The organism is Bacillus cereus, assembly GCF_002577405.1.
GTDB lineage: Bacteria > Bacillota > Bacilli > Bacillales > Bacillaceae_G > Bacillus_A > Bacillus_A cereus_AU.
On record NZ_NULR01000006.1, the window covers coordinates 1 to 25,764 of the forward strand.

The following is a 25,764-nucleotide window of genomic DNA, read 5'->3' on the forward strand; positions in this document are numbered from 1 at the left end:
CGACAAAGCTTTAGCAAACTCGTATGCCCTATCCCAGCAAACGAATTAAAGTATTCTTCATAGCTTAATTTATTTTGATACTCTTTAGACAAAAAATTATATGCAATAGGAAACGGTATACGCGCCTGACCAATGGAACCGCAACTCCTCTCTCCCATATTTTCAGCTTCACGCAAAATACTAAAATAGTTAAGAAGGGTATCTTCGGGGGTTCTAGTCAATTCTGTAGGCACTTGGATTTCTTTTTGGGTTTTATTATAATAAGGAGCAAAAAATTCCCAATTGCTAAATCTTAAATTTAAAGCTTTCAAGCAAGATGGACGAAAATATTTTTGAGGATAAGAAGTTATGTCCTGTTGATTATGTTTTAGCATTTTTATCACCCTAGTTTCAGTTTATGGGTGACTTAAGGGTTTGTGAAGAACTGTATCTCCTTCTAATAAAATAAAAACATTTCATAAAAGACATCAGATACTTTTCGAACACTAATTCTTTTTTTTCATAAAAAAACGCCACCTCTAAATTCATTCCAAAAGGAAAGAAAATATAGACGACGTTTTAACATATTTTAGATGGTAATATGTTGGATAAAGATGTATTAAAAAATCCGTTTAACCTGCAAAGTTTTTTACGCTTCTCTTACTGCACTTTGCATCGGAACGGGTTCTTCTTTTACTTTCACTTTACGCTGCGGCACCATATTAAACACGATATTTAACAATACTGCTGATGCACTTCCAAGTACAATTCCGTTATCTGTTAAGATTCGAATGTTTTCAGGAAGCTGTGAGAATAACGTTGGAACGACTGTAACACCAAGTCCGATTCCGACAGAACATGCTACAATTAATAAGTTTTCTTGTTTACCAAAATCAACGCTACTTAACATTTTAATACCATAAGCCATAACCATACCAAACATTGCTAGCATAGCACCGCCAAGTACTGATTTCGGAATGATTGTTGTAATAGCTGCGATTTTAGGAATAAATCCAAGAACGATTAACATACCACCACAAGTATAAATAATAACGCGATTTCTTACTCCAGTTAATTGAACAAGCCCTACGTTTTGAGAATACGTTGTATATGGAAATGCGTTAAAAATACCACCTAACACCATCGCTAACCCTTCTGCACGATAACCTTTTGTTAATTCCTTTTCACCAATTTTTTTATTGCAAATATCAGATAATGCAAAGTATACACCTGTTGCTTCTACAATCCCTACACAAGCGACGAGAATCATCGTAATAATTGGCGTTAATTCAAATGTCGGTGTACCGAAGTAAAATGGCTGAATACCGTGGAACCAATCAGCCTCTCCAACCGCTTGGAAACTTACTTTCCCCATAAAAGCTGCAACGATTGTACCGAACAAAAGTCCTAGTAAAATAGAGATTGAACGGATAAATCCGTCAAAGAAACGATACATAATGATAATAAACAATAATACTCCAAATGCTAACGCTAAGTTTTCAAGACTTCCGAAATCTTTGCTTCCTACTCCTCCAGCCATATCATTAATCGCTGCTGGAACAAGTGTAACTCCAATTACTGTAACAACAGATCCTGTTACAACAGGCGGGAAAAGCTTTACAAGTTTCCCGAATAGCTTTGCAAAAATAACAACGAATAATCCAGCAGCAATAATCGCTCCATATATGGAAGACACGCCGTATTGTTTGCCAATTGCAATCATCGGCCCAACCGCTGTAAATGTACAACCAAGTACAACAGGAAGTCCAATACCGAAAAAGCGATTTGATAATGCTTGTAAAATTGTCGCAACGCCGCACATTAATAAATCAATTGAGACTAAATATGTTAATTCTTTTTGATTTAAACCAAGTCCGCCGCCGACAATAAGCGGAACTATAATTGCACCCGCATACATAGCAAGCATATGCTGTATACCAAGCGATGCGATTTTAAATGGATGTTGCTTCATCGTTTATTTCACCTCCGCAGTTTCTTGCTGTACAAATGTAACTGTGCCGTTATCAAGTGATGCAATTTCTGCTAGTGATTCAACACGAACGCCTTGTTCACGAAGCTTCTTTCCTCCATCTTGAAATGCTTTTTCAATAACAATCCCAATTCCAGCAATACTTGCTCCTGCTTGCTCTACTAAACTCATTAAGCCTAAAGCAGCTTGGCCGTTTGCTAAAAAGTCATCAATGATTAAAACGCGATCACTTTCATCGATATGATTTCGAGATAATGAAATTTCATTCGTTTCTTGTTTTGTAAATGAATATACGTTTGCAACATACATATTATCTTGTAACGTTAACGATTTACGTTTTCTTGCAAAGATTACTTTTACACCAAGCTCTAATGCAGCCATAACCGCTGGTGCAATGCCTGAAGATTCAATCGTCACGATTTTTGTAATGTTATCTTCTTTAAAACGTTTAGCAAATTCTTTTCCAATCTCTTGCATAAGTACTGGATCAATTTGGTGATTTAAAAACGCATCTACCTTTAATACATCACCAGATAAAACCTTTCCTTCGTTCAAAATCTTTTCTTGTAATACTTTCATGTTTGTTCCCCCTCTTATGCAATAAAAAAACTCCAAAAGCCGCCACCACTCGTTACAAGTGAGAGACGCGCTTTTGGAGTTTCGCAAAAAAGAATGCTAAACAAGCAAATATATTCGTCCTCACTCATAGTCAAAGTATTTACGGTACTTCGGTAGAAACTTGCAGGCCATATCCCCGCGATTATATGAGTGTAGCTAACTATTTATTTTATAGAAGGATTATAACGCACTTTTTGTACTTTGAAAAGCATTTATTAATAAAACACGTACAAATTTTACAAAAACACCATTTTCGTTCGAGTTTTGCAAACTCTTACATTCCATCTCAAAGCGTCGTTAAAATGATTGGTCCATCTTTTGTAATCGCAATTGTATGCTCATATTGAGCTGATAATTTCCCGTCCATCGTTCTTGCAGTCCATCCATTTAAATCCACTTTAGAATATCGCATCCCTACATTTACAATCGGCTCAATTGTAATTACCATACCTTCTTGTAACTGAGGTCCTTGTCCTGGCTTTCCAAAATGGAAAATTGCTGGTTCTTCATGAATCTCTTTCCCAATCCCATGCCCCGTAAAGTCTCTTGCAACAGAAAAACCTTCATTAGATACATAACTTTCAATTGCATAACCAATATCTCCTACATGATTACCAATTATCGCCTGATCAATCCCTTTATATAAAGCACTCTCTGCTACTAACAATAAACTTTTCGCTTCATCAGAACTATCCCCCACTATATGAGTCCATGCAGAATCTGAAAGCGCACCATTTAAGTTTACTACCATATCAATTGTCACAATATCTCCCTCATTTAAAGGAACATCGGCCGGAAACCCATGACACATTTCATCATTTACAGATGCACATGTTGCGTATGGATACCCGTTGTAACCTTTCTGCTCAGACGTTGCACCATGCTTTTCTAAATACGCTTCAACAAACGTATCAATTTCTTTTGTAGTTACACCTGGTCTCATTATTTTCGCAATTTCTCTATGACAAGAAGCTAGTAATTTCCCAGATTCATGCATCAAATCTATTTCATTTTTCGTTTTAATTGTAATCATGCTACCTCTCCTTACTAAACTTGCTATTTGCTACTAAAATTCAATCATACACATCCTCTTCCAAAATTTCAAAACTTCTAATTACAACAAGTATCATTTATTTCTAGGTCAAAATAAAAAACAGAAGAGCCCTTCTGCTTTTTTACTCATTCTTACATATATAATTCATTTTCAAAAATTCAAAACAACTGCCATTTGTTTTCTGTATAAACGTTCCAACTGCTTCGAATCCTGCTTTTTTATATACTTTAATCGCTCTCTCATTAAATGCTGCTACTGATAATGTTATATAGTCACAGTCGTAGTTTTCTTTACTAAAATCTAATCCAGTTTTTACGAACTGTAAACCTAATCCATTACCTGTTATATTAGGTCTCATCCCAAGCCCTATATCAACCGTTCGATTATTTATTTTACAGAAGCTAAAGAACCCAATGAGAATACCATTTTCCTTCACAGAAAATGTATGATCTCCTCTACTCTCATCACGTAAAAACTCAGCTAAATCTTCTTGATCTGCCTCCATATCGTAAAAAGAATATTCCCCTTCATAATGCCAGTTGTATGCAATTTCCTCCGCTTCTTTTTGCGTCATTATTGTATATGTATAACCCATTTTTCCATCCCCTTCAAAAAAGAGCTGCAATTAAGCAGCTCTCTTTTACAACCCATAAATTTCTTTATACTTCGCTTCTAAATAATCTGCTAAGTAGTTTGCATTTAATCCTTCACCTGTTACATCTTCTAAAATTTCAAGTGGTTTTTTCGTTTTACCATATTGGTGAATATTTTCTGTTAACCATTCACGAATTGGTGTTACGTTTCCTTCTTCTAATAATGCATCAAAGTTTGGAATATCCGTTAGCATCCTTTGTTTAAATTGCGCTGCGTACATATAACCAAGCGCATAAGATGGGAAGTATCCAAATGAACCGCCAGCCCAGTGAACATCTTGCAATACACCTTGTGCGTCATTTTCCGGACGAATTCCTAAATATGCTTCCATCTTATCATTCCAAGCTGTTGGTAAATCCTTCACTTGTAATGTGCCATCAAATAATTCTTTCTCTAGTTCATAACGAACCATAACATGAAGCGGATATGTAAGCTCATCTGCTTCTATACGAATGAATGATGGCTTTGATTCGTTAATCGCATCGTAAAACTCATCGACTGATATATCGTCAAATTGACCATCGCTATACTCTTTTAATAAATCATAATTTTTCTTCCAGAATGATTTATTACGGCCAATAAAGTTCTCAAAGAATAATGATTGTGACTCGTGAATTCCCATAGATGTGCCACTGCAAAGTGGTGTACCTTCAAATTTCTCTGCAATATTTTGTTCATATACAGCATGACCACATTCATGAATTGTTCCAAACACAGCCATCCGGAAATCTTTTTCATCATAGCGTGTCGTAATACGAACATCCCCTCTATTTAATGTAATTTCGAAAGGATGGACTGTTTCATCAAGACGACCTGCTTCAAAGTCATAATTCAATTGCTTTAATAGCTCTAATGTAAAGTTCTTTTGTTTTTCTTTTGAAAAACGTTCAGCTAAAGCATTTGTTTTTAATTCTTTTTTAGACTCAGAGATTTCTTTTACAAGCGGAACGATACGCTCACGAAGTTGACCAAATACGTGATCTAATACTTCTACTGTGATTCCTGGCTCATACATGTCTAATAATGTATTATATTTATATGTTTCGTAACCCCAATATGTAATAAATTTCTTTTTGAATTCAACAATTTTCTCTAAATACGGGCGGAACATTTCGAAATCAGATTTTTCGCGTGCTTCTTCCCACACACTTTCCGCTTTCGCTTCTAATTTCACATATGCTTCGTATTCAGCTTGTGGAATCTTCTTATTTCTATCATATTCTTTACGACACTCTTCAACCATTTTCTTCGTCGTTTCAGAAAGTTTATCTTCACGTATTAAAGCTTCCAGCTCTGTTAAATAGTTTCCCATCTCATCTGAAGTCGACATTACAAACACTTCTGATGAAAGCATGCCGATTACTTCTGAACGCTGGTCCACACCTTTTTTAGGCGCACCTGTTCTTAAGTCCCAAAACATTAAGCTTAATGCTTCTCCGTAATTCTCTATCTTCTTCACATATGTTAAAAATTGTTTTTCTACTTCATATGTAACAACTGTCATAGTATAAAAAACCTCCTTTTTCTACCTCAAACTTAATTCGACATGGCGACTTAAATTCCTTTTATAATAGAAAAAAAGCTTGGCAAGTACCAAGCTTTTTCCTTATAATTCTTTACCTTCTACTGGCAGTACATTTTTCACTGCTGCAATCACTTTCTCATCTTCTGTATCAGATAAGAAGATTGATATAGCACCTTTATCGTCACTCGTACGAATTAAACGTCCAATTCCTTGACGAAGACGTAAAATCATATATGGTACATCTACATCCCAGAATGGATCGTTTACGTGCTTGCGCTTCGCTTCAAACACAGGATCGTTTGGAGGGAATGGTAGTGACCAAATAATAACATGTGATAATGATGAACCAGGAATATCTAAACCTTCCCATAAATGAACGGCACAAAGTACAGTCTCTTCTTCATTTTGGAAGCGAGAAACGAGCTGACTAATTTCTTGATCCCCTTCATATAGGAACGGAACTGACATTTGCTCTTTACTTACATATTCTTTGAACGCTGCAAGCTCTTGCGTTGTACGGAATAATACAAGTGTACGTCCATTTGTTTTCTGTATATTTTCAAGTGTATATTGGCACTTTCTTTCCCATTCATTTTCTTTCGTATGCGATAGTAAGTTTACTGCCATTTGTTCTTCATATTCAAATGGTGAGGCAACTGAGAATGATAAATAATCTTTTACCCCTAAACTATTTGCTGTAAATGCGAATGAATCGTTATCAGATAATGTTGCAGAAGAGAAAATATAAGGGATTTTCTTCGAGAATACTTTCTCTTGTAACACTTCTTCAACTGCACGCGGCATAATCACTAATGTGAAGGCACCATCACCTTCTTCACCCCATGTAATTACATTTTTCTCATGCATGAAAAGACGAAGTGAATGTTCTAACACATCTAAATGCTCATCAACGATATTTAAATCATATGTGTTTACTGTATGCATTTCACTTTCAAACACTAATGCATCACCGACTTCACCAATTTTCGCATAAAGTCGCTTCGCTTCAGCTGTTACCTTTTCTGTCACAGTAATTTTCAAACGATCAGAACCAGCAATTTCCTTTTTGTTCTCTTGTAATACATCAAAGAATCGCTCTGTTTGCCAAATTGTTTCTTCTACTAAATGTGCAAACTCTTCACGAATATCATTTTGCAACAATCTCGTTAAAAGTTGCTCCATCATCGTTTGTTTTAAACGATACGTTAAAGCTTTTTGAGCTGCATACTCTACAAGGTGACCTTCATCGAATACAACACAGCTACTTTCAGGTAATAACGGGATTTGCCCTTCACGCTTACGAGCATCATATGTCCAAATATGATCCATATAGAAATCTTGAGAACAAATGATTAAATCTGCCGCTTTACGATAATGTTCACGTGAAAGAGTTTGACCACAACGATGACGAGAATCACATGTGAAGCAATCTTGGAAGTAATCCCAGTTTACTTTTGACCATTCCTCATCATTTAAAAGTGGAAATTCTTTTCTATCACCATAGTGAGTAAAGTTTTGCATCGTACCATGATCAAATACAAACTGTGGTAATTCATAATATACATCTTCAATTACTTCTGGAGCTCGTCCACTCATAACGTCTTCAAGTTTACGTAAACATAAATAATTATCCATCGATTTCGCAAGTCTTACATCAACAGATAGTCCTAATGCTTCAGATAATTTAGCAATATCCCCTTCTTCTTTTACAAGCTGCTCAATTAACGTTTCATCTGCACAAGCGATAATAGCAGGCTTCCCTGTATAACGCGCATAACAAATTGCATATAAAAGATATACAATTGTTTTCCCTGTTCCTACACCTGCTTCTGCGAACATAACTTTCTTCTCTTGAAAAGCACGCTCTAATTGAAACGCCATAAAAATTTGTTCATCACGCTCTTCAAAGCCTTTTTCCGGAAGGATGTCGTAAAACACATCTCCAATCCACTCATTCAACTTATCATAAAAATTATCTTGTTTCCCTACTTCAAATGGTAATCTCTTCTCAGTAAACATCCTTAGCCTCCAACCAAAAAGTTTTTCTATAAAAAGACACAGTAACTGCTACTCATATGTATGCAGTTACTTTCCCCTGTTGCAATACATAGAAATACACGAAAAAAAATTTCCCTTTCGAAAAAGGAAAATTTTTTTCTATATTAATGACTTTAAATACCGTTTATCAATCGCTATTTCATGTGAAAGAGCTGATAAATATTCTTCTTGTGCTTTTTGTATTTCATCTACAATTGCACCTTGACTATCCACTTCTTTTCCGATCTCATCATACGTACGGTGAATAGCTTTTTGAATCATTGATAATTGAAAACTATCCATATCAGTTCCTCCTTTACGCATTACATAATAGCCAGTATATGCGTGCTGGAGGAGTTTTATACTATGAGTTACGCGGTGGACGTTTTCCGAAGTATTGGTAGTAGTCTGTACGGATAAAACCGTTAAACAACTTACGCTTTTTCGACGCATCTTTTCCGTAACACTTTTCAAATGCTTCGTAACTTGTTAATACATATGCTGACCATGTATCTAATGGGCGGAATACTTGTCCCATTTCTTTATACAATTGCTCAACAAGTGCTTTTTCACTTAAACGTTCTCCGTATGGAGGATTCGTTACAACGTAGCCATAATCCTCTTTTGTTGTGAAATCTTTTACTTGCATTTGTTTAAATGTGATTAAATCACCTAAACCTACTTCTTCTGCGTTATCTTGAGCAACTCGAATCATACGATGATCAATATCTGATCCGATGATTTGTAATGGTTGATCATAGTTCGCTAAATCTTCAGCTTCTTGACGAGCTTCACGCCAGTTTTGTTTACCTACCCAGCCCCACTCATCTGATGCGAAGCCACGGTTAAATCCTGGTGCGATATTTTGTCCAATTAATGCTGCTTCAATCGGAATTGTACCTGATCCACAGAATGGATCGACAAATGGACGATCTGGCTTCCAGTTCGTTAATTTAATTAAAGATGCAGCTAATGTTTCTTTTAGAGGAGCTTCCCCTTGATCCATACGGTATCCACGTTTATGAAGTCCAACACCACTTGCATCAATTGTTAACGTTGCGATATCCTTGAGCATAGCAATTTCAATACGGAATAAAGGACCATCTTCTTCAAACCAAGTTGTACGTTTATATGTTGTTTTTAATTTTTCAACGACAGCTTTTTTAACGATACGTTGGCAATCCGAAACACTGAATAACTCGGATTTTAAAGATTTACCGATAACCGGGAACTCCCCATTCTCTGGAATATAATCTCCCCAGTTTAATGCTTTCGTTTTTTCAAATAGCTCATCAAATGTTGTTGCTTTGAATTCGCCAACTTTAATTTTCACACGATCCGCAGTACGTAGCCATAAGTTCGTACGACAAATCGCCTTTTCATCTGCTTCAAATGTTACTTTGCTATTTTCTACTTGACATTCATAACCAAGATCGCGAACTTCTCGGGCAACTAACGCTTCAATACCCATTGCCGCTGTTGCAATTAAAGTAACTTTTCCCATTTGCATTCACCTCTTATGTATAATCAAACAATAATTAATAACATGTTGTCCTATTAATTATTACATATTACGAAAAATTTTCTCATTTACCATTTTAACTCACAATTTATAACTTCATACAAATAAAAAGCCCTCCTCTAACAAAGGAGAGCTGAGTTATTTCATAGTTGGTTCATAACGTTCTGTAAGCCATGTTCTGTTCCTTTGTACTGCAAACGGCCCACGCCTCGTACTCCGGTGGTAATCATCTATCTACAGGTTACGAAAACCTGTCCTTTCCCATCGTTCATTTCCTTGGAAAAGATTCCCCTACCATTATTTGGGTTTCTCGCTCGTGGGGTTTACCTCGTTCCACTCCTATCATTTCTTCAAGGACTTCGTCACTGTGGCACTTTAAAGGTAGTCAAACCATATCCGAAAGGACTTAGGTTTTTTCCCTGCCGTTAAACCAGCCTTACAGCCAGAATACCCTAGCTTATGACTTGGCTAGGCACGAACACTACAGCCATCTCAGGCCGTGCGAGCATGGACTTTCCTCTACAACGTTGGCGTTGCAGCGATTACCCAAACGTTATGACAAACATTAGTATAGTGGAAACAAAAAGATTTTGCAATGTTTTTTTCTATGTAAAATCCTTTAACCTTTTTACCACCTTTAATTACTCGTATAACTTACTTCCAAATACAGCTTTTTCTAAATTAGATAGACGTTTTAAAATATCCGTATTTGTATTGTTATATACAGGTTGTGCAACTGGTGTTTGTACCGGTTGTTGCGGAACTTGTGTTGCCGCTACTTTCTGTTCTTCTAATTCACGTTTCAAACGAGCATTTTGTTGCTTTAATTGATCAAATTCCTTATGAAAGGCTTCATAATCTTTAATAATCATATCAAGAAACTTATCTACTTCTTCTTGTTGATAACCTCTCATACCTGTTTTAAATTCTTTTTCTAAAATATCTTTCGCTGTTAATTTAATTTTATCCGAAATCATTTTCTTCACCTCAAATTTTTGCCAAAGCTTTCATTAACTAAATTTTTTCAGAAACAATGCCTTTTGTCAATCAAATATACAAACACTATATGACATATTACAGATTTCGTGATACCAAAAATCCCATATTGGACTTTAGTCCGCCTTTAGCTGTGGGAGTGTCAATCTGCATTATTCCACTGTTCCTCTTCCATTATATCTTGTAAATCAGAAAAAAGAATGAAATAACTGTGATAATTTTCTATTTCTCCTTTTTTCTTAGCTACTTCTACAATATATTTAGGGCTCCCAAGCTTTTCTTCATCATATACAGCTAAAAGTGCATCGCTTTTTTCAATAAAAAATTGATTCTTTAATTTAAATTGCTCTGGGCTTTCGTACTTTCGTTTTGTGATACTATCAACATGATCTGCTTGCGAGAGAATAAATTCGTAATATTCACGACTATCTTCTTTCCAATTTTCTTCTTGTTCTAAAAATGGAGTAAATACCGCTAATTTTAAATCTGGATATTCTTCTTGAATTTCAAAAACAACTTCAGCAGCCCATAGTTCGACTCCTAACTGGCCGCTTATAATCACCCACTCTAAACCATCTTCTACAAAAGCAGTTAATTTACGACGCAGCGCCTTTTTTATACATTCTACTCCTGGATGATCATTTTTAAATATCCCAAGTTCAAATGGCTTATATCCTGTTACAGCAACAACTTTCATATCCACACCTCAATTACAAAAAAAGAACTAGCATTTCGCTAGTTCTAACATATCATTTACTTTTTAAACATTCCACCAACGTTTGGTCCTACATTAGGTCCGAATGGTGACACGTTCGGCCCTGGTCCAAATGGTGATACATTTGGTCCTGGTCCAAATGGTGATATTTGATGACCATGATGTCCATGGTGACCATGACCACATGGTCCACACCCACCACCAAATCCACCAACAAATCCTGGATCACCAGGGTCTACAACATTTACGTTCGAGTTTGTTTGTGGGAAGAAGTTTTGGTTTTTAATTTGTTGATGGTGTACATGTGTTGTATGCGTTGGGAAAATGTGTGGCACCACCGTTGTTGAAAAAGAATGTGTTACACACTGTTTCGTCGGATGAATGACAGGAGCAGTTGTACAAATAGGTCCTACAGGCTTATGCCCTCCAAAACAAGGATGACAATGATGCATAGTTTTTTCTCTCCTCTCTCATTAAAAAAATCTGATTACACTTTACAATATGAGAAAAGAGATGAAGCCGCTTGTTATATACACCCATTTATTTCATGGAAATTTGTCTAGAACTATGCTTCATTCATAATATGCATAATGGACAACAATCCATCATCATTTACCAAAAAAACCCCCAACTTGCTTAACGATTCCTGTCACTTGATTCATCGCATTCATCATTTGTCCAGCTGTATTCATCATTTTATTCACATCATAGTTTCCATCTGATGTTTTAAATTGGGAAACAAAACTAGAGAACTGACTTGGTTGCTGTTGTTGCTTTTGTTTACTCTGCGTCGGATACGGTTGTTTTGGTGGATAAAACATCGCTTGTTGATTCCCATAGGGAGATGGTGGCGGCATATAATATTGTGAATTCATATAAGGTTCCTGCTGTTGATTCATATAGGGTTGCTGCTGTTGTGATTGGTTCATGTAGGGTTGTTGTTGTTGCTGTTGATTCATAAATGACACTTCAAATGGCTGGTAATAATTTTGATTTCCATAATGAGGCTCGAAAGGATACATATTATACCGTAAATATGTATCCGTATTATATTGGTACATATTTTGCTGTGCATATGGATTACCTTGCTGATATACGTTAGGTTCTTGAAACATGCATTCTCTCCTCCTTCACATAAGTTTCTACATATATAATATGTACCTGTAAAATAATATGTGTGACGGAGTATCTGTCTATTTTTGTCGGAAGTTTAAATTTTTAAAAAATTAAGAAAGAAAACCCTTCCATGCTATGATAATTAAGAAGAAGATTCTCATTGGGGAGGAATCAACATGGTATTAGGGGATTTAAAACAAACATTTTCTCAAAAGAAGGGGTATTCCACAGAGAATGTAAATGAATTGTTAGACTTTGCAAGACATTGTTATCTCGAAGGGAAAATATGTATATCAGATTACCGAACATTAATTAAAGAATTAGAAATAAACGGTGCAACAAAACCTACAACAATGACAGAAGCTTAAAGTGAAACTTTAAGCAGTGGTGGGGTTTTGTTCATCCCACTACTTATTAGCCTTTACTGATCGGGCTTTTACGGGTAGTCCGCCCCCCACCTCAAAACTTTGTTTCAGCAAAGTTTTGAGGTGGGGGTCTTACTGTCCGCAAATAGCGAAATAAAAAACAAGAGAGTTTCCCCTCTTGTTACTTACATTGCTCAACTATATTTTGCAAAGTATACGAAATGGCTTGATGTGTTTCAAAGAATCGCTTACCTTTACCTTTATTTACAAAACATTGCAACACATTTGTTTGTAAATTATCGTACACTTGATCAATTTGCTGTACATGTATATACTTCGGTTTTTCTTCCTTAATCCATCTATAAGCTAATTCTTTCCACACATTTAATTCCTCATCTACCATGTTTACAAATGGCTTCATATCCTCATAAAAATCGTATTCGATCATTTCTCTTTTTTTCACATTCGCTTCATTATTATACTGCATGAGTTTTTCAGAAGACTGTATTAACGCTTCATACCTCATTTCATTCCCACCTTACTATGCACTCACTACGACGTTTTGAAACGTTTTCACCCAATTCCCTTTTTCTTCGTGATGCACTAATTTATTTTCCATATGCTCAATATGCATTTCTGTTATTTCTATCTTATTGCATATTTTTTCACCCTTGTCCTTCAATGCATGATTCATTCTAATCCCTATATTCATTTCCAGCAAATCGAGAGAACTTAACATTTGATCCATTTTTTTCATTACATCTTCCTTCTGAACCATCGCCATATACAAAACGCCTCCTTCTTTGCTTTTCCTTTGTCATGTAATTTCGCCGAACGATTTATCACTCCTGCTCACATGACAAAACTAGTTGTTATTCGTCAAAGAAATCATTTTGTATGTCATTTATGAGAATGGTAACAATACAAAAAGGAGGTGTATTAAGATGGCAAAGAACAGAAACGAAAAAAAGAAGAAACAAAACAAGCAACAAAATAAACCCGAAACTGGCAATCCAAAGCTAGACGGTCCAAACTTTCCTGCTACATAAAGTGAAGCTTTAACGATTAGAGTAGCTAATTTCCAAACTATCTTTAATCTCTTACTTTCTTTAAGTTTTGAGATTAAGTCCTTAGCACACATGGTAAAATTACTTCACATCAAGAAGTCCCGTCTTCAAAACTGAAGACGGGACTTCTTTTTTATTATATCATGAACTCATCTATCCTTTTAACAAAACGATTTACGATAGAAACAGCATGAATGTTCTCTCTCTTTCTTCTATACCATTCTGTTATATGAACTTCACCCTTTGGTTCTTCGAATAGAAACAGCACATTCATTTCCACGTCTTCGTAAAACCAATCCTTCATACTTATTTCCTCATGCGCAACAACAGAACAAACATCTCTAAGTACCGGTGTATAAGACCTTCTAGTTTCCCTTAAGTAATATTCATAATCCTCCCTTGAACCTGTATGTGTTGTTTCCAATGCAAACGTATAAAATAAATTTTTATATTTCTCATGAAACAATAGCCACGCTAATTTTTTCCCAAGTTCTATACGCTTTTGTAACGTTTCAAATTGATAAACTGAAAACCCATACAGCCTTCCTTCAATTGTTGGGAAAATAACTGCACTAATATGAAACATCTCTTGCACTTTAAAAAGTGCAGTATGAAATACATGCTTTTTAAAATATGTATTCTCAATTACGGGTTTTTGAATTTTATTTTGTTCATTTATAATAAGCGCTGTCATAAGCCTATTAATATCTCTTCTCTCCCAGAAAAATGTCCATTCTTTTTCCATAAAAATTGATACATTGAAAAATTGTAACAAATGAAAGAGAGGTATACGTCTCCTCTTACTCTCTTCATATAGCAATAGCTGCGGAAATGCATCTAAGAAAATAATCCAATTAGCCTGTTCATACATAAGAAAAAAATGTTTTTTCACTGATTGAGGTAAAACAGTAGCATAGTATCTTCCTTCTAAATCGGTCATATTCCAGCCGGCATTTCTCGAGACCATACTCGCTAAAAAAGACCACCGAATTTCACTATTTCTTATGTAAAATTCTTGATATGATTGTGTCCGAGAAATGTTGTCAACATTAGCGATTTCTGTATTCTTTTTAATATTGCAAACTATAGCTTTTTCTTCTTCTGTACAAACAATATTTTTACGATATTGTTTAATTTTCATATAATCATTCGGTGTAAACATGGATAAGTCCTCATACCTTTCTTGAAAAAACTCACATCTTCTTTCATTTTTTGATATAATCACCTTTGTAAGTAATTCTTAGCAAGTTGGGAGTGGACACACTATGACCATTCGTTACCCAAATGGAAAACGGTACAACCAAGCTTCACAACCTCATAAAACACCTATAAAAAAACATACTTATAGTAATAGAGGTATGTCCCTTGAAGAGGAATTGAATGAGACAAATGAATATTACTTAACCCATAATATTGCATGTGTACATAAAAAACCTACACCTCTTCAAATTGTAAAAGTAGATTACCCCGCTCGAAGTGCTGCAGTGGTAAAAGAAGCGTATTTTAAACAACCTTCTACAACAGATTACAACGGTGTATATAAAGGGAAATACATCGATTTTGAAGCGAAAGAAACAAAAAATAAAACTAGTTTTCCACTTCAAAACTTCCACCTTCATCAAATTGAACATATGAAGCAAGTAATCGCTCATAATGGAATTGCATTTGTTATTATTAGATTTACACTTTTTGATGAACTTTATTTACTCGATGCGAAACATATTATTGCATTTTGGAATCGTCAAAATACTGGTGGACGGAAATCAATTACTAAAGAAGAAATAGAAGAGCATGGATCTTTATTGTCATGCGGTTACCACCCTCGGATTGACTATATCCGTGTACTAGACACGGTTTATTTTTCGTGATAGAGTCATCACTAAGGCTCTTTTTTCGACTTTTGGGGGAGAGAATGAAAGGTAGGAGAAAGTATAATGTCAGATAATTATCGTTCTCGTACAGAACGAAATCATGTGAAAAATCAAAAGAAAGAAACAAATAAAGAAGAAAAACCAAAGAAAAAAGGCTCCTTTTTTAAGAAATTCCTTATAGGTTGTCTACTTCTTGGTATCGTCGGTCTCGTAGCTGGCGTTTCCGCTTTCTTTGTTATGATAAAGGACGCTCCAAAATTAGACAAATCAAAACTTGTCAATCCTTTATCAACAAAGTTCCTTGATAAGGACGGAAATTTCTTCTATGAATACGGTGCTGAAAAACGAACCCATGTTACTTACGATCAAATTCCAAAAGTAGTTGAAAATGCATTCCTAGCAACTGAGGATTCACGCTTCTATGATCATAATGGAATTGATTTTAAACGAACTACTAAAGCGGTTATGGAAAATATCACTGGTGGTTTCGGTTCACAAGGTGGTAGTACGATTACGCAACAAGTAGTTAAAAACTATTTTCTAACGATGGACAAAACCGCAAAACGAAAAGTGCAGGAATGGTACTTATCTTACAAATTAGAGCAACAATACTCTAAACACGAGATTTTAGAAATGTACTTAAACAAGATTAACTTAGGTAACCGTTCGTACGGTATTGCAACAGCAGCTAAAAAATATTATGACAAAGATTTAAAGGATTTACAATTACATGAAGCTGCAATGCTTGCTGGTTTACCCCAAGGTCCTAACATATATGATCCAACAAAACCAGAAAATGTTGAACGAGCAACAAATCGTCGTAATGTCGTATTATCATTAATGAATCGACATGGTTATATAACAAAAGAAGAAATGAATAACGCAATGAAAATCCCTGTAACTGAGGGTCTTCAACCATCTTCAGAAGTAACTGAAATGAAGTATCAAGCATTTTTAGATGCTGTTGTAAAAGAAGTTGAAAAAGAATATCCGGATGTAAATATCGGTTCAGATGGTTTAACGATTCATACAACACTTGATCAAGATGCTCAAGATTACGCTGATAAAATTATGGATGGCAATCTTATTAAATATCCGAACGATCAATTCCAAGGATCATTCGTATTTATGGATACACAATCTGGAGAAGTTCGAGCAATTGGTGCTGGGCGTAAAGAAAGTAAGTCTACTTTCAAAGGTCATAATATGGCCATTGATTTAAAACGCCAAGTCGGTTCAACAATGAAACCAATTTTCGACTACGGCCCAGCAATTGAGAATTTACAATGGTCTACATACCATCAATTAAATGACTCAGAGTATACGTATTCCAATGGTAAAAAAATACGAAATGCAACAAATAGTTACAAAGGTGACGTTTCACTACGTGAAGCTTTGAAAAAATCATTAAACATCCCTGCTTTAAAAACAGCCCAAGCGGTTGGTATTCCTAAGTCACAAGCTTTTGCTGAAAGCTTAGGTATGACATTTAAAGACGGCAAAGCATATGAATCAACAGCAATTGGTAGTAACGATAGTTCTCCATTAGAATTAGCAGGGGCGTATGCCGCATTTGGTAATGACGGTGTGTATAACAAGCCTCACTTCGTAAAAGAAGTTATCTTCCCAGATGGGAAAAAGAAAAGCTTTAAACCGAAAGAACAACGTGCAATGCACGACTATACCGCTTACATGATTACTGACGTTCTTCGTGACGTAGTAAAGCCTGGGTCTGGCGGTACAGGTCCAACAGCATATGTTTCAGGTATTGACGTAGCAGGTAAAACAGGAACACAGAACTTTGATGAGTCAGTTATTAAAAAATATGGCATCCCAGCTGATGCAAACAGAGATAGCTGGTTCGCTGGCTATTCACCTCAATATACAATGGCTGTGTGGACTGGTTACGAAAAGGACGGCCCAGAAAATTACATTGGCGATCGTTCTACTAAAATTGCACAACAAATGTTCCAAGTTATGATGAGCAAATTCGCTACAGATACATCTCGTTTCGAACGTCCTGCTTCTGTACAAGAACTAAACGGTGAGTTATACGTAAAAGGTGCGAAAAAAGATGCAATTAAACAAATTAAAGTAGATCCACCTAGTGGCCTGAATGTCACTTTCGATGGCGCTAGCACAGTGACACTAAACTGGTCTGGGCCAGCAGAAGTTGATGCATATGCGGCTAGTTATAAAGCCTCTGACGGTTCAAGTGGTAGCTTATCAATAAATGGTAAGACAGCTACTCTTGGTGGCATTAAACCAGGTGTTACTTACAGCTTCTCTGTAGTAGCGAAAAAAGGTACAGGAACAAGTCCTGCAATTGGTGCATCCTTCACTGCTCCTGGCGGAACTCCGGATGCAAAGCAAGCTGAGGACGCGGCTAAGCAGAAAGCTGAAGAAGAAGCTAAGAAAAAAGCTGAAGAAGATCAGAAAAAGGCTAATGAAGATAAACTAAAACAAGAAGAAGCTAAGAAAAAAGCTGAGGAAGATCAGCGTAAACAACAAGAACAGCTACAGCAGCAACAAGAGCAAGAACGTAAACAGCAAGAAGAAGCTCAAAAGAAAGCTGCTGAAGAAGAAGCTAAGAAAAAGGCTGAAGAAGAAGCTAAGAAAAAAGCTGAAGAAGAAGCTAAGAAAAAGGCTGAAGAAGAAGCTAAGAAAAAAGCTGAAGAAGAACAACAACAGAATACCGGAGAAGATACACCTCACGCAGACGGAAATGTTGTTACAACAGCGTCTTAATAAACAAAAAGAAGTCCTTTCTCTTAACGAGAAACGGACTTCTTTTTTGTTATCATTTTCTTTACATATAGCTTTTCTATTTCGATATACAACTGTGCTAATTGAATATAAGAATGATAATTACTCGGTTTCTTTATAATAAATGAATATCGCTCCATAAAATTAACAGGCTGCACTTCCAATTTATTCGTATTTACTTGTATTTCATTCAAACTATGAACAGGCTGGCCATTTAACCAATATACAATCGATAGCAAGTGCGCTGCAAAAAGAATCATTGGTTCTTCAGCTTCTTGTTTTTTTCTGTTTTGAAATAGTATAGCAATTTCTTCATGCTTGCTTTTCCATACATGCAACATCGCAGGAACACTTTTTTCAATTTCATTCCATGGCTCATATTGTCTTTCTATATCAAATATAAAGTACGTATTTTGTATTATTTCTGTAAAAGATTGGTCCGTGTGATACGTAATCGAATTTGCACTCTCTTTAAAAAATGGTACGCACCGAAACTCTTTCGGTATTTCTATAACTCGCTCCATCCTTTATTTCCCCTTCATTCGTTTCTTTCCTTCTCGACATATTTCTAGTAATCGGCACTCTTCACATTGTGGTCGCTGTGCTTTACAATAATAACGTCCGAAGAAAATCATACGGTGATGCGTAACTCCCCACTCATCCATCGGAACTTTCTTCATTAACGTTTTTTCCACTTCTAATACAGAGTCTTTCCACCTACAAATCGCTAATCGTTTACTCACGCGTTCCACATGCGTATCAACAGCAATTGCTGGAATTCCAAATGCTACTGATACTACAACATTTGCTGTCTTCCTTCCTACACCTGGTAAATTCGTAAGTTCATCGCGATCTCTCGGTACTTCTCCATTATAATCATCTAATAACATTCGGCATAACTTTTGAATATTTTTTGCTTTATTTCTATACAATCCAATAGAGCGTATATCTTGTTGTAATTCTTCTAGAGAAACACTTAAATAATCTTCTGGTGTTTTATATTTTTGAAATAAATTTTTCGTCACCTTATTTACCAATACATCTGTACATTGTGCAGATAATGCCACGGCAATTACAAGTTCAAATGGATTATCATGAATTAATTCACAATGCGCTTCCGGATACATATCCGCCATTGTATCTAAACAATAACGAATTTGCGTTTTATTTAACATATACTTCCTCCTACATTACTGCTCCAACCAATTATAAAAAGGCACTTTACCAGTAAATTTCGTCTCTTGTTGTGTCGTTTGTTGCGTTCGTTGCTGATTCGCTCTAAATTTCCGTCCTTGATTTTGAGCTTGATCTACTGTTTTAATACCATTCTTTTTCCACTCAAATAAAATACGATCAATATATCGGAAATTCAACTTACCACTCATCACAGCTTCCCTGAGAGCAGCTTGAATTAAATTCGGATGATGTTGATCTTGGTCCTCCCACATTCCTAACGTTTCACATTCAAATGGTGAAAGTGGTCTTCCGAATTCTTTTTCAAATACTGTATATAAATTTATTTGTAGCTGTTTTGTTTCTTTTTGTTCTTCCTCTATTGATTCATCCATTAAGAAATGCAATATTTTTTCCCATAACGGTTGTAGAGAATAACTTTCGCACATCATCGCCTCTGATCTTTGTCCACCTTCTAGTGATAAAAAACCTTTTTGAATCAACGTCTGAATTACTTCCATACATTTCATTTCCGTTATTGTCATCCGTTCTGAAATCTCTGAAGGAGTCGGAAACGAATTACCTGACTCTAAAAATGTGTGCACATGAAGCACAACCATAAATTCCATTTCATTTAATCCTAATTTTTTATAGTGCATCATAAGCAATTTTGGAATTGCAATGCTTCCCTGCTCAAACCACTGTAACATCATTTTCTTTTTCATCACCAAACACCTCGCTCTCTAGTATAACACACCTTTCGCTATTTCAATTTGCTACAATTCGTCAAAAAAACCTCCCTATTATGTAGGGAGGTTTTTTGTATTACATGAATGAAATATTCAATTAAGCTTGCACTTTACTTTTCATGAACGTATGAATGCGTTCTAATGCTTTCTCTACTTGTTCAAGAGATGTTGCATATGATAAGCGAACGTTATTTGGTGCACCAAATCCAGTACCTGGAACAAGAGCCACCTTTTCCTCTTCTAATAATGCTTTTGCCCACTCATCAACTGTTTCATACCCAGCTAGTGCTACAGCTTCTTTTACATTTGGGAATAAGTAAAAAGCACCTTGTGGCTTGATACAAGTGAAACCAGGAATTTGGATTAACTTATCATAAATAATATTTAATCTTTCTTCAAACGCTTGACGCATCGTTTCTACAGGTTGTTGCGTGCCTGCATACGCAGCAATTGCACCGTACTGAGCAATGGAAGTTGGGTTTGACGTACTATGACTTGCTAAGTTCGTCATCGCTTTAATAAGCTGTTTATTTCCTGCTGCATATCCAATGCGCCACCCTGTCATAGAATGAGACTTAGATACACCATTAATAATAAGTGTTTGTTCTTTTAATGCATTAGAAAGCTGGGCAATTGAAGTATATTCTGCGTCACCATAAATTAATTTTTCATAAATTTCATCTGAAACGATTAAGATATCATGTTCTAAACATACTTCTCCAAGCTGTTGTAATTCTTCTTTGCTGTAAATCATTCCTGTTGGATTGCTCGGTGAATTAATAATAACTGCTTTCGTTTTCTCTGTAATTGCCTCACGCAGCTGCTTTGCTGTAATTTTGTACTCATTGTCTTCTAAACCTTCTACATAAACTGGGTTACCACCAGCAAGTTTTACTTGTTCAGGATAACTTACCCAATAAGGAGTTGGGATGATAACTTCATCTCCTTCATCAAGTAACACTTGGAATAATGTATATAATGCATGCTTTGCACCATTACATACAATAATTTCAGACGGATCATACGCAATGCCTTGATCACGAGTAAATTTCTTCACAATTTCTTGTTTTAACGCTTGTAATCCACCCGTTGGTGTATACTTCGTATGTCCTTCTAACATCGCTTTATGCGCAGCATCCATAATATGCTCTGGTGTATTAAAATCAGGTTCTCCTGCTCCTAATCCAATTACATCATGACCTTCCGCTTTTAATGCTTGAGCCTTTGCTGTAATTTCTAAAGTTGCAGATGGTGTTAAAGCAGCTACTCGCTTTGCTAATTTCATTTGTAGTTCCCCCTACATCTATTTTTCAATGCTGTAGTGTCCAGCATATACCCCATTTTGAAATTCTAGATAATAATACGTATAACGATCTTCCTGATCAATATATGTAATTTCCCACAACGGAATATCGTTTTCAGCACCTAATTTTACTTTTACAATTTGCTTTGGCTTCGGTTTCGGCTCATCGCCTTTTCCTGTTGCTTGTTCCGCCAACCTTTGTAAAGCTTCTTTCTCAGAAATACCTTCACTCTTTTTCTTCACGAGGACATTTCCTTTTTTATCAGGTACCCAAACAATAATTTGTTCTTCTTTTTCATCTACACCTTGCACGACTGTATATGCAGATCTTCCGTTATAATAATCAACAGATTTTACTTTTGTAAGCTTTGCTTTTTCTTTAGCAATTTCTACAGATTTTGATTCTTTTGGAATTTTCTTGTCCATTGCTTTATTATAAACATACGCCCCATATATTCCGCTAGCAACGATAACAATAATGATTGCAAAGATCCACTTTTTCATTGTATCACTACGTTCTGTAAATGGTAAATACAGCTGTTTCTTTGTCTTTTTCGTCTAATGCTAATCCGAACATGAGGTCCTGCTCTTTTAACGTACGATTCAAACTATCAACAATTTTATACAAATCAGACGAATATTTAATACGTGTTGTTGATAGTACTTCGATTTTCTTCTCCATGAAAAAACTCCTCCGTTACACAAAAATTTCTAATTATAGAAGAACGCAATACGGTTACAATAAGAGTACATTCTTTACAACCCCTGCTTCATCACCCATCTATTATAGCAGGACATGTACAGCAAAAAAAGGTTTCAAGTCGAAAACCAATACATTTTGTATACAAGAAGTAAGAAAAATAAAATTCCTCCTACCCACATTTTTTACGCCTGAAGTTTATAAATACTTCAGGCGTATTTTTCTTCCAAATTTTATTAACTTGACGGTTCTTCTAATTGTACTAGTAATTCTTCTAACGGTCCCTCATAAAGAGGCACGCTAGGAATTGATTGTAAAAATCGTTTTCCATAAGAAGAACTCGTCAAACGACGATCTAATACTACTACGGTCCCCGTATCTGTATTTGTTCGAATTAAACGACCAAACCCTTGTTTAAAACGTAATATTGCTTGTGGGAGCGCTAATTTAGCGAAGACGTCCTCACCTTGATTTCTTAGCCATTCACCCTTCGCTTCCATCATTGGCTGATGAGGAGGTGTAAACGGAAGACGGACAATGACAAGACAACTTAAGGCATCTCCTGGAATATCGATTCCTTCCCAAAAACTACTCGTGCCTAACAAAATCGATTTGTCAAACTCTTGAAACTTTCGAATTAAGCGGCTTCGACTTCTATTATTCACACTTTGTGTTAATAATAAATAACCTTCTAGTGCATCATTATTTTTCAAATTCGCATACGCTTCTTTCAACATTTCATACGAAGTGAATAAAACGAGCATTCTGCCTTTTGTAGCTTTCGCTATTTTTGCAATATGTTCCGAGACAGACTTAATATATTCTTCATTACTCGCTTGCTTAATAAAAGGCACATCCGTTGAAACCATTAATTTCACTTGTTTATCATAGCGAAATGGTGATGAAACCTTTAAAGTATCTGGAGCGAAATCATGTAATCCGAGCTCCTCTTTTATATAATCAAACGTATCGTTAACTGTTAATGTTGCAGATGTAAAAATAACACTCTTTTTCTGCGTTAAAAATTCATCAGCAAATCTTTCACCAATATGAACAGGCTGCGCATATAAAACTGTTGAATGAATCGTTCCCTTCGTTTCGGTCTCCATCCATGTCACATATGAATTTTTTTCTAAAATGAGTAATTGTAAAGATTGTGCCATCTTTCTCAGCAACTCAATTAAATGCATAAATTCACCTGTAACAACATGCATCTCCCATTCTATCTTGCTTTGTAATATATCCACTTGTTTCTCCATATTAGTCACTAATCTTCTTAATTCATATACAAAACGATTTGTTAATTCAACAATACTATCCCACAACTTACCCTTCTCTACTTCCGTGTTATATCGATAAATGAGCGGCATATTGTTCGTTCCTTGTTCTTGTTTTGTTTGCTTAAATATAAAAGTGCGTAACATTTGGAATAGTTCATCCGCATCAAATTTTAGTTCCTTCAAGCTATGGCTGATCATACGGAAAGTCGAACGAGATGCTTGCTCTGATTTTTTCATCATTTTATATACTTTGGACAGCACATCATCTGTTTCGAGTGTACCAAGGCGAGATAAAATCAATTGAAAATACATACAGGAGAACTGTTCGCCCAATGTTCTACTCGCAGCTTCTTCAATATGATGAGCTTCATCAAAAATAATATGTTCGGATGAAGCAAACAGTGGTTCTTCACTTGAAAAATCTTGAAATAATAACGCATGATTTGTAATAACGATATCTGCAAATAAAGCTTTATTCTTTGCTCGCTGGTAAAAACAACGACTAAACCAATTACTTTGCATACCGCCTGGACTATACGCATCACTACATATGCGATTCCAAAGTAACTTTCCCCCCTCAGGAATATTTAATTCGTCACGATCACCCGTTTCAGTTTGCAATAGCCAAACTAAAACCTTTGCCTTCGTAAGTGCCATATCATAATTTTTCTCTTCCTCTTGCATAGCATACTCAAATTTATGTAAACAAAGATAATGCTTTCTTCCTTTTAGAAGAGCTATCTCAAATGAAAATGGCATTATTTTCTGTAATAACGGAATTTCTTTTTCCAATATTTGTTGTTGTAGTTGTACCGTTTGTGTACTTATAATGACAGGTTCTTCTTTTTTCTTTGCAAAATAAAGACTAGGAAGTAAGTAAGCAAGAGTCTTTCCCGTCCCTGTACCCGCTTCAATAAGAGAAAAACGAGAATCTCTTAACGCCGTATATATCTCTTTCATCATCATTTGTTGACTTTCTCTTCTTTCAAACTTTGGCATATGTAATTCAAGTTTATCCATCGTTTTATTCAAGAAAGCATCGAACTTTGATGAACATGTTTCTCCTATGCTTAAAGAATAGTTCCGCTTTCGTAGCGCAATATTTCGATGTACTTCATACTCTGCTGTCGCTTCTTTTCCATGCATTACTTTCTTTAAAATATTTTCAGAAAGTACATCAGCTATATCACTTTGAAAAACATCGCTTAATTCATATAGCGATTGCAATGTGACAAGTGGTAACTTTTCAATTTCATTTAAAAATTGTAAAAACAATTCCGCTGTTGCAAGAGCATCACTATCTGCACGATGCGGTTGATCGTGCTCTAGTTCATGTTTCTTAGCTAAATCACGTAATTTATAACTATCAGCTGTCGGCAAAAGAATTTGCGCCAACTCAACTGTATCAACTTTTGGACAATGTACTTCTGTATATCCAGCCCGCCTTAATTCTTCCGTTAAAAAATTCCAATCAAAGTGAACATTATGTGCAACGAAAACTGCACCTTGTAATAGCTCAACAATCATCGGGGCTACATCTTGAAATAACGGGGCTTGTTTTACGAGATTTTCATCAATCCCTGTTAATTCGGTAATAAATAAGGGAATCTCTCTCATCGGGTTAACAAAAGATGAAAAAATTTCCAATACCTCTCCATCTTCTACTACAACAGCTGCAATTTGGGTGATTTTATCTTTCCCATCTTTCCAGGAGTTCCCGGTCGTCTCTAAATCAACAACGACATAACGCTTACTCATATATGTAACACCTCAATTTCTTACCTTTCAAACAACAATAATTCATATATTGTTACTATACCACGTTTTATCTGATCTTAATGAAAAGATGCACAAAAAAGCTATCTCCTGAAATAGAGATAGCTTCCCATTTTATAAAATTGTACCGGCCTTTTCAGCGCCTAACATTTCAAGAATTTGATTATGATCGTCTAACACCGCAATTTTTGGTTCTTGCTTATGAACCTCTTCTTCCGTAACTAGACCATAACAAATAATAATCACTTTATCCCCCGGTTGTACAAGCCTTGCAGCAGCACCGTTTAAACAAACAACACCGCTACCACGTTCTCCTTTAATAACGTATGTCTCTAAGCGAGCACCATTATTGTTATTTACAATTTGAACCTTTTCGTTTTCTACAATATTTACTGCATCCATTAAATCTTCATCAATTGTAATACTCCCTACATAATTTAAATTTGCCTCCGTTACAGTTGCGCGATGTAACTTCGCTCTCATCATTGTGCGAAACATAGATGCTCCC

Annotated in this window: 26 protein-coding genes, 1 other RNA gene, 1 pseudogene and 1 riboswitch; of the genes and pseudogenes, 3 read left to right on the top strand and 25 right to left on the bottom strand. The window is 35.7% G+C overall.

The window, feature by feature from the left end; all coding sequences use genetic code 11:
- The 14 genes and pseudogenes from COC96_RS08240 to COC96_RS08305 all read right to left on the bottom strand — a co-directional run.
- Nucleotides 1-374 (bottom strand): annotated as a pseudogene (locus tag COC96_RS08240) (hypothetical protein); the annotation flags it as partial.
- Between the two features lie 254 nt (nucleotides 375-628).
- On the bottom strand, nucleotides 629-1,951 hold the full coding sequence (pbuX, locus tag COC96_RS08245; protein ID WP_098267259.1) for a xanthine permease PbuX: 1,323 nt from the start codon (nucleotides 1,949-1,951) through the stop codon (nucleotides 629-631).
- Nucleotides 1,952-1,954: 3 nt separating this feature from the next.
- Entirely contained in the window at nucleotides 1,955-2,548 is a 594-nt protein-coding gene (locus tag COC96_RS08250; protein ID WP_097902268.1) for a xanthine phosphoribosyltransferase, read from the bottom strand.
- A 107-nt stretch (nucleotides 2,549-2,655) separates the two neighbouring features.
- Nucleotides 2,656-2,757: riboswitch (purine riboswitch) on the bottom strand.
- Nucleotides 2,758-2,873: 116 nt separating this feature from the next.
- Nucleotides 2,874-3,620: a type I methionyl aminopeptidase gene (locus COC96_RS08255; protein WP_098267258.1), complete on the bottom strand. Its 747-nt coding sequence runs from the start codon at nucleotides 3,618-3,620 to the stop codon at nucleotides 2,874-2,876.
- Between the two features lie 142 nt (nucleotides 3,621-3,762).
- A complete protein-coding gene (locus tag COC96_RS08260; protein ID WP_098267257.1) occupies nucleotides 3,763-4,236 on the bottom strand; it encodes a GNAT family N-acetyltransferase in 474 nt (157 codons plus the stop codon).
- A 45-nt stretch (nucleotides 4,237-4,281) separates the two neighbouring features.
- A complete protein-coding gene (gene ypwA / locus COC96_RS08265) occupies nucleotides 4,282-5,799 on the bottom strand; it encodes a carboxypeptidase (RefSeq protein ID WP_098267256.1) in 1,518 nt (505 codons plus the stop codon).
- A 102-nt stretch (nucleotides 5,800-5,901) separates the two neighbouring features.
- Nucleotides 5,902-7,839 (bottom strand): ATP-dependent DNA helicase, encoded by a 1,938-nt coding sequence (locus tag COC96_RS08270; RefSeq protein WP_098267255.1) that lies wholly within the window; start codon nucleotides 7,837-7,839, stop codon nucleotides 5,902-5,904.
- Nucleotides 7,840-7,977: 138 nt separating this feature from the next.
- Nucleotides 7,978-8,160, bottom strand: coding sequence for a DUF3921 family protein (locus COC96_RS08275; protein WP_098267254.1), 183 nt, complete (start codon nucleotides 8,158-8,160; stop codon nucleotides 7,978-7,980).
- 61 nt (nucleotides 8,161-8,221) lie between these two features.
- Entirely contained in the window at nucleotides 8,222-9,361 is a 1,140-nt protein-coding gene (locus COC96_RS08280) for a THUMP domain-containing class I SAM-dependent RNA methyltransferase (RefSeq protein ID WP_071723219.1), read from the bottom strand.
- 180 nt (nucleotides 9,362-9,541) lie between these two features.
- Nucleotides 9,542-9,933: RNase P RNA component class B (gene rnpB / locus COC96_RS08285), an RNA gene on the bottom strand.
- Nucleotides 9,934-10,020: 87 nt separating this feature from the next.
- On the bottom strand, nucleotides 10,021-10,356 hold the full coding sequence (gene gpsB / locus COC96_RS08290; protein WP_000622426.1) for a cell division regulator GpsB: 336 nt from the start codon (nucleotides 10,354-10,356) through the stop codon (nucleotides 10,021-10,023).
- A 161-nt stretch (nucleotides 10,357-10,517) separates the two neighbouring features.
- Nucleotides 10,518-11,072 carry a DUF1273 domain-containing protein gene (locus COC96_RS08295; RefSeq protein WP_097902274.1) on the bottom strand — a complete coding sequence of 185 codons (555 nt, stop codon included), beginning with the start codon at nucleotides 11,070-11,072 and terminating at the stop codon, nucleotides 10,518-10,520.
- Nucleotides 11,073-11,128: 56 nt separating this feature from the next.
- Nucleotides 11,129-11,542, bottom strand: coding sequence for a CotD family spore coat protein (locus COC96_RS08300; protein WP_098267253.1), 414 nt, complete (start codon nucleotides 11,540-11,542; stop codon nucleotides 11,129-11,131).
- 156 nt (nucleotides 11,543-11,698) lie between these two features.
- Nucleotides 11,699-12,205 (bottom strand): YppG family protein, encoded by a 507-nt coding sequence (locus COC96_RS08305; protein ID WP_098267252.1) that lies wholly within the window; start codon nucleotides 12,203-12,205, stop codon nucleotides 11,699-11,701.
- 177 nt (nucleotides 12,206-12,382) lie between these two features.
- Here COC96_RS08305 and COC96_RS08310 point away from each other — a divergent pair, with 177 nt between their 5' ends.
- Nucleotides 12,383-12,574 carry a YppF family protein gene (locus COC96_RS08310; RefSeq protein WP_097902277.1) on the top strand — a complete coding sequence of 64 codons (192 nt, stop codon included), beginning with the start codon at nucleotides 12,383-12,385 and terminating at the stop codon, nucleotides 12,572-12,574.
- 178 nt (nucleotides 12,575-12,752) lie between these two features.
- On the opposite strand, the gene COC96_RS08315 is transcribed toward COC96_RS08310, so the two are convergent.
- From COC96_RS08315 to COC96_RS08330, 3 genes are all read right to left on the bottom strand, one after another.
- Nucleotides 12,753-13,097 (bottom strand): YppE family protein, encoded by a 345-nt coding sequence (locus tag COC96_RS08315; protein WP_098267251.1) that lies wholly within the window; start codon nucleotides 13,095-13,097, stop codon nucleotides 12,753-12,755.
- A 15-nt stretch (nucleotides 13,098-13,112) separates the two neighbouring features.
- Nucleotides 13,113-13,355: a hypothetical protein gene (locus COC96_RS08320; protein ID WP_141436212.1), complete on the bottom strand. Its 243-nt coding sequence runs from the start codon at nucleotides 13,353-13,355 to the stop codon at nucleotides 13,113-13,115.
- 419 nt (nucleotides 13,356-13,774) lie between these two features.
- Nucleotides 13,775-14,800 (bottom strand): DUF2515 domain-containing protein, encoded by a 1,026-nt coding sequence (locus COC96_RS08330; RefSeq protein ID WP_098267249.1) that lies wholly within the window; start codon nucleotides 14,798-14,800, stop codon nucleotides 13,775-13,777.
- 103 nt (nucleotides 14,801-14,903) lie between these two features.
- Here COC96_RS08330 and recU point away from each other — a divergent pair, with 103 nt between their 5' ends.
- Nucleotides 14,904-15,506 (top strand): Holliday junction resolvase RecU, encoded by a 603-nt coding sequence (gene recU / locus COC96_RS08335; protein WP_097902282.1) that lies wholly within the window; start codon nucleotides 14,904-14,906, stop codon nucleotides 15,504-15,506.
- Nucleotides 15,507-15,572: 66 nt separating this feature from the next.
- The gene (locus tag COC96_RS08340) at nucleotides 15,573-18,257 is read left to right on the top strand and encodes a PBP1A family penicillin-binding protein (protein ID WP_098267248.1); all 2,685 of its coding nucleotides are present in this window, start codon (nucleotides 15,573-15,575) and stop codon (nucleotides 18,255-18,257) included.
- 23 nt (nucleotides 18,258-18,280) lie between these two features.
- Here COC96_RS08340 and COC96_RS08345 read toward each other — a convergent pair whose 3' ends face one another.
- From COC96_RS08345 to panD, 8 genes are all read right to left on the bottom strand, one after another.
- On the bottom strand, nucleotides 18,281-18,799 hold the full coding sequence (locus COC96_RS08345) for a YpoC family protein (RefSeq protein ID WP_098267247.1): 519 nt from the start codon (nucleotides 18,797-18,799) through the stop codon (nucleotides 18,281-18,283).
- A gap of 3 nt (nucleotides 18,800-18,802) precedes the next feature.
- A complete protein-coding gene (gene nth, locus COC96_RS08350; protein ID WP_098267246.1) occupies nucleotides 18,803-19,450 on the bottom strand; it encodes an endonuclease III in 648 nt (215 codons plus the stop codon).
- A gap of 15 nt (nucleotides 19,451-19,465) precedes the next feature.
- A complete protein-coding gene (gene dnaD, locus COC96_RS08355) occupies nucleotides 19,466-20,173 on the bottom strand; it encodes a DNA replication protein DnaD (RefSeq protein WP_098267245.1) in 708 nt (235 codons plus the stop codon).
- A 121-nt stretch (nucleotides 20,174-20,294) separates the two neighbouring features.
- Nucleotides 20,295-21,482: an aspartate transaminase AspB gene (aspB, locus tag COC96_RS08360; RefSeq protein WP_098267244.1), complete on the bottom strand. Its 1,188-nt coding sequence runs from the start codon at nucleotides 21,480-21,482 to the stop codon at nucleotides 20,295-20,297.
- An 18-nt stretch (nucleotides 21,483-21,500) separates the two neighbouring features.
- Nucleotides 21,501-22,004 carry a cell wall elongation regulator TseB-like domain-containing protein gene (locus tag COC96_RS08365; RefSeq protein ID WP_098267243.1) on the bottom strand — a complete coding sequence of 168 codons (504 nt, stop codon included), beginning with the start codon at nucleotides 22,002-22,004 and terminating at the stop codon, nucleotides 21,501-21,503.
- A 7-nt stretch (nucleotides 22,005-22,011) separates the two neighbouring features.
- Nucleotides 22,012-22,182, bottom strand: coding sequence for a YpmA family protein (locus COC96_RS08370; RefSeq protein ID WP_000412179.1), 171 nt, complete (start codon nucleotides 22,180-22,182; stop codon nucleotides 22,012-22,014).
- Between the two features lie 254 nt (nucleotides 22,183-22,436).
- Entirely contained in the window at nucleotides 22,437-25,238 is a 2,802-nt protein-coding gene (gene dinG, locus COC96_RS08375) for an ATP-dependent DNA helicase DinG (RefSeq protein ID WP_098267242.1), read from the bottom strand.
- Nucleotides 25,239-25,370: 132 nt separating this feature from the next.
- Nucleotides 25,371-25,754 carry an aspartate 1-decarboxylase gene (gene panD, locus COC96_RS08380; protein WP_097902290.1) on the bottom strand — a complete coding sequence of 128 codons (384 nt, stop codon included), beginning with the start codon at nucleotides 25,752-25,754 and terminating at the stop codon, nucleotides 25,371-25,373.
- Nucleotides 25,755-25,764 lie beyond the last annotated feature (10 nt).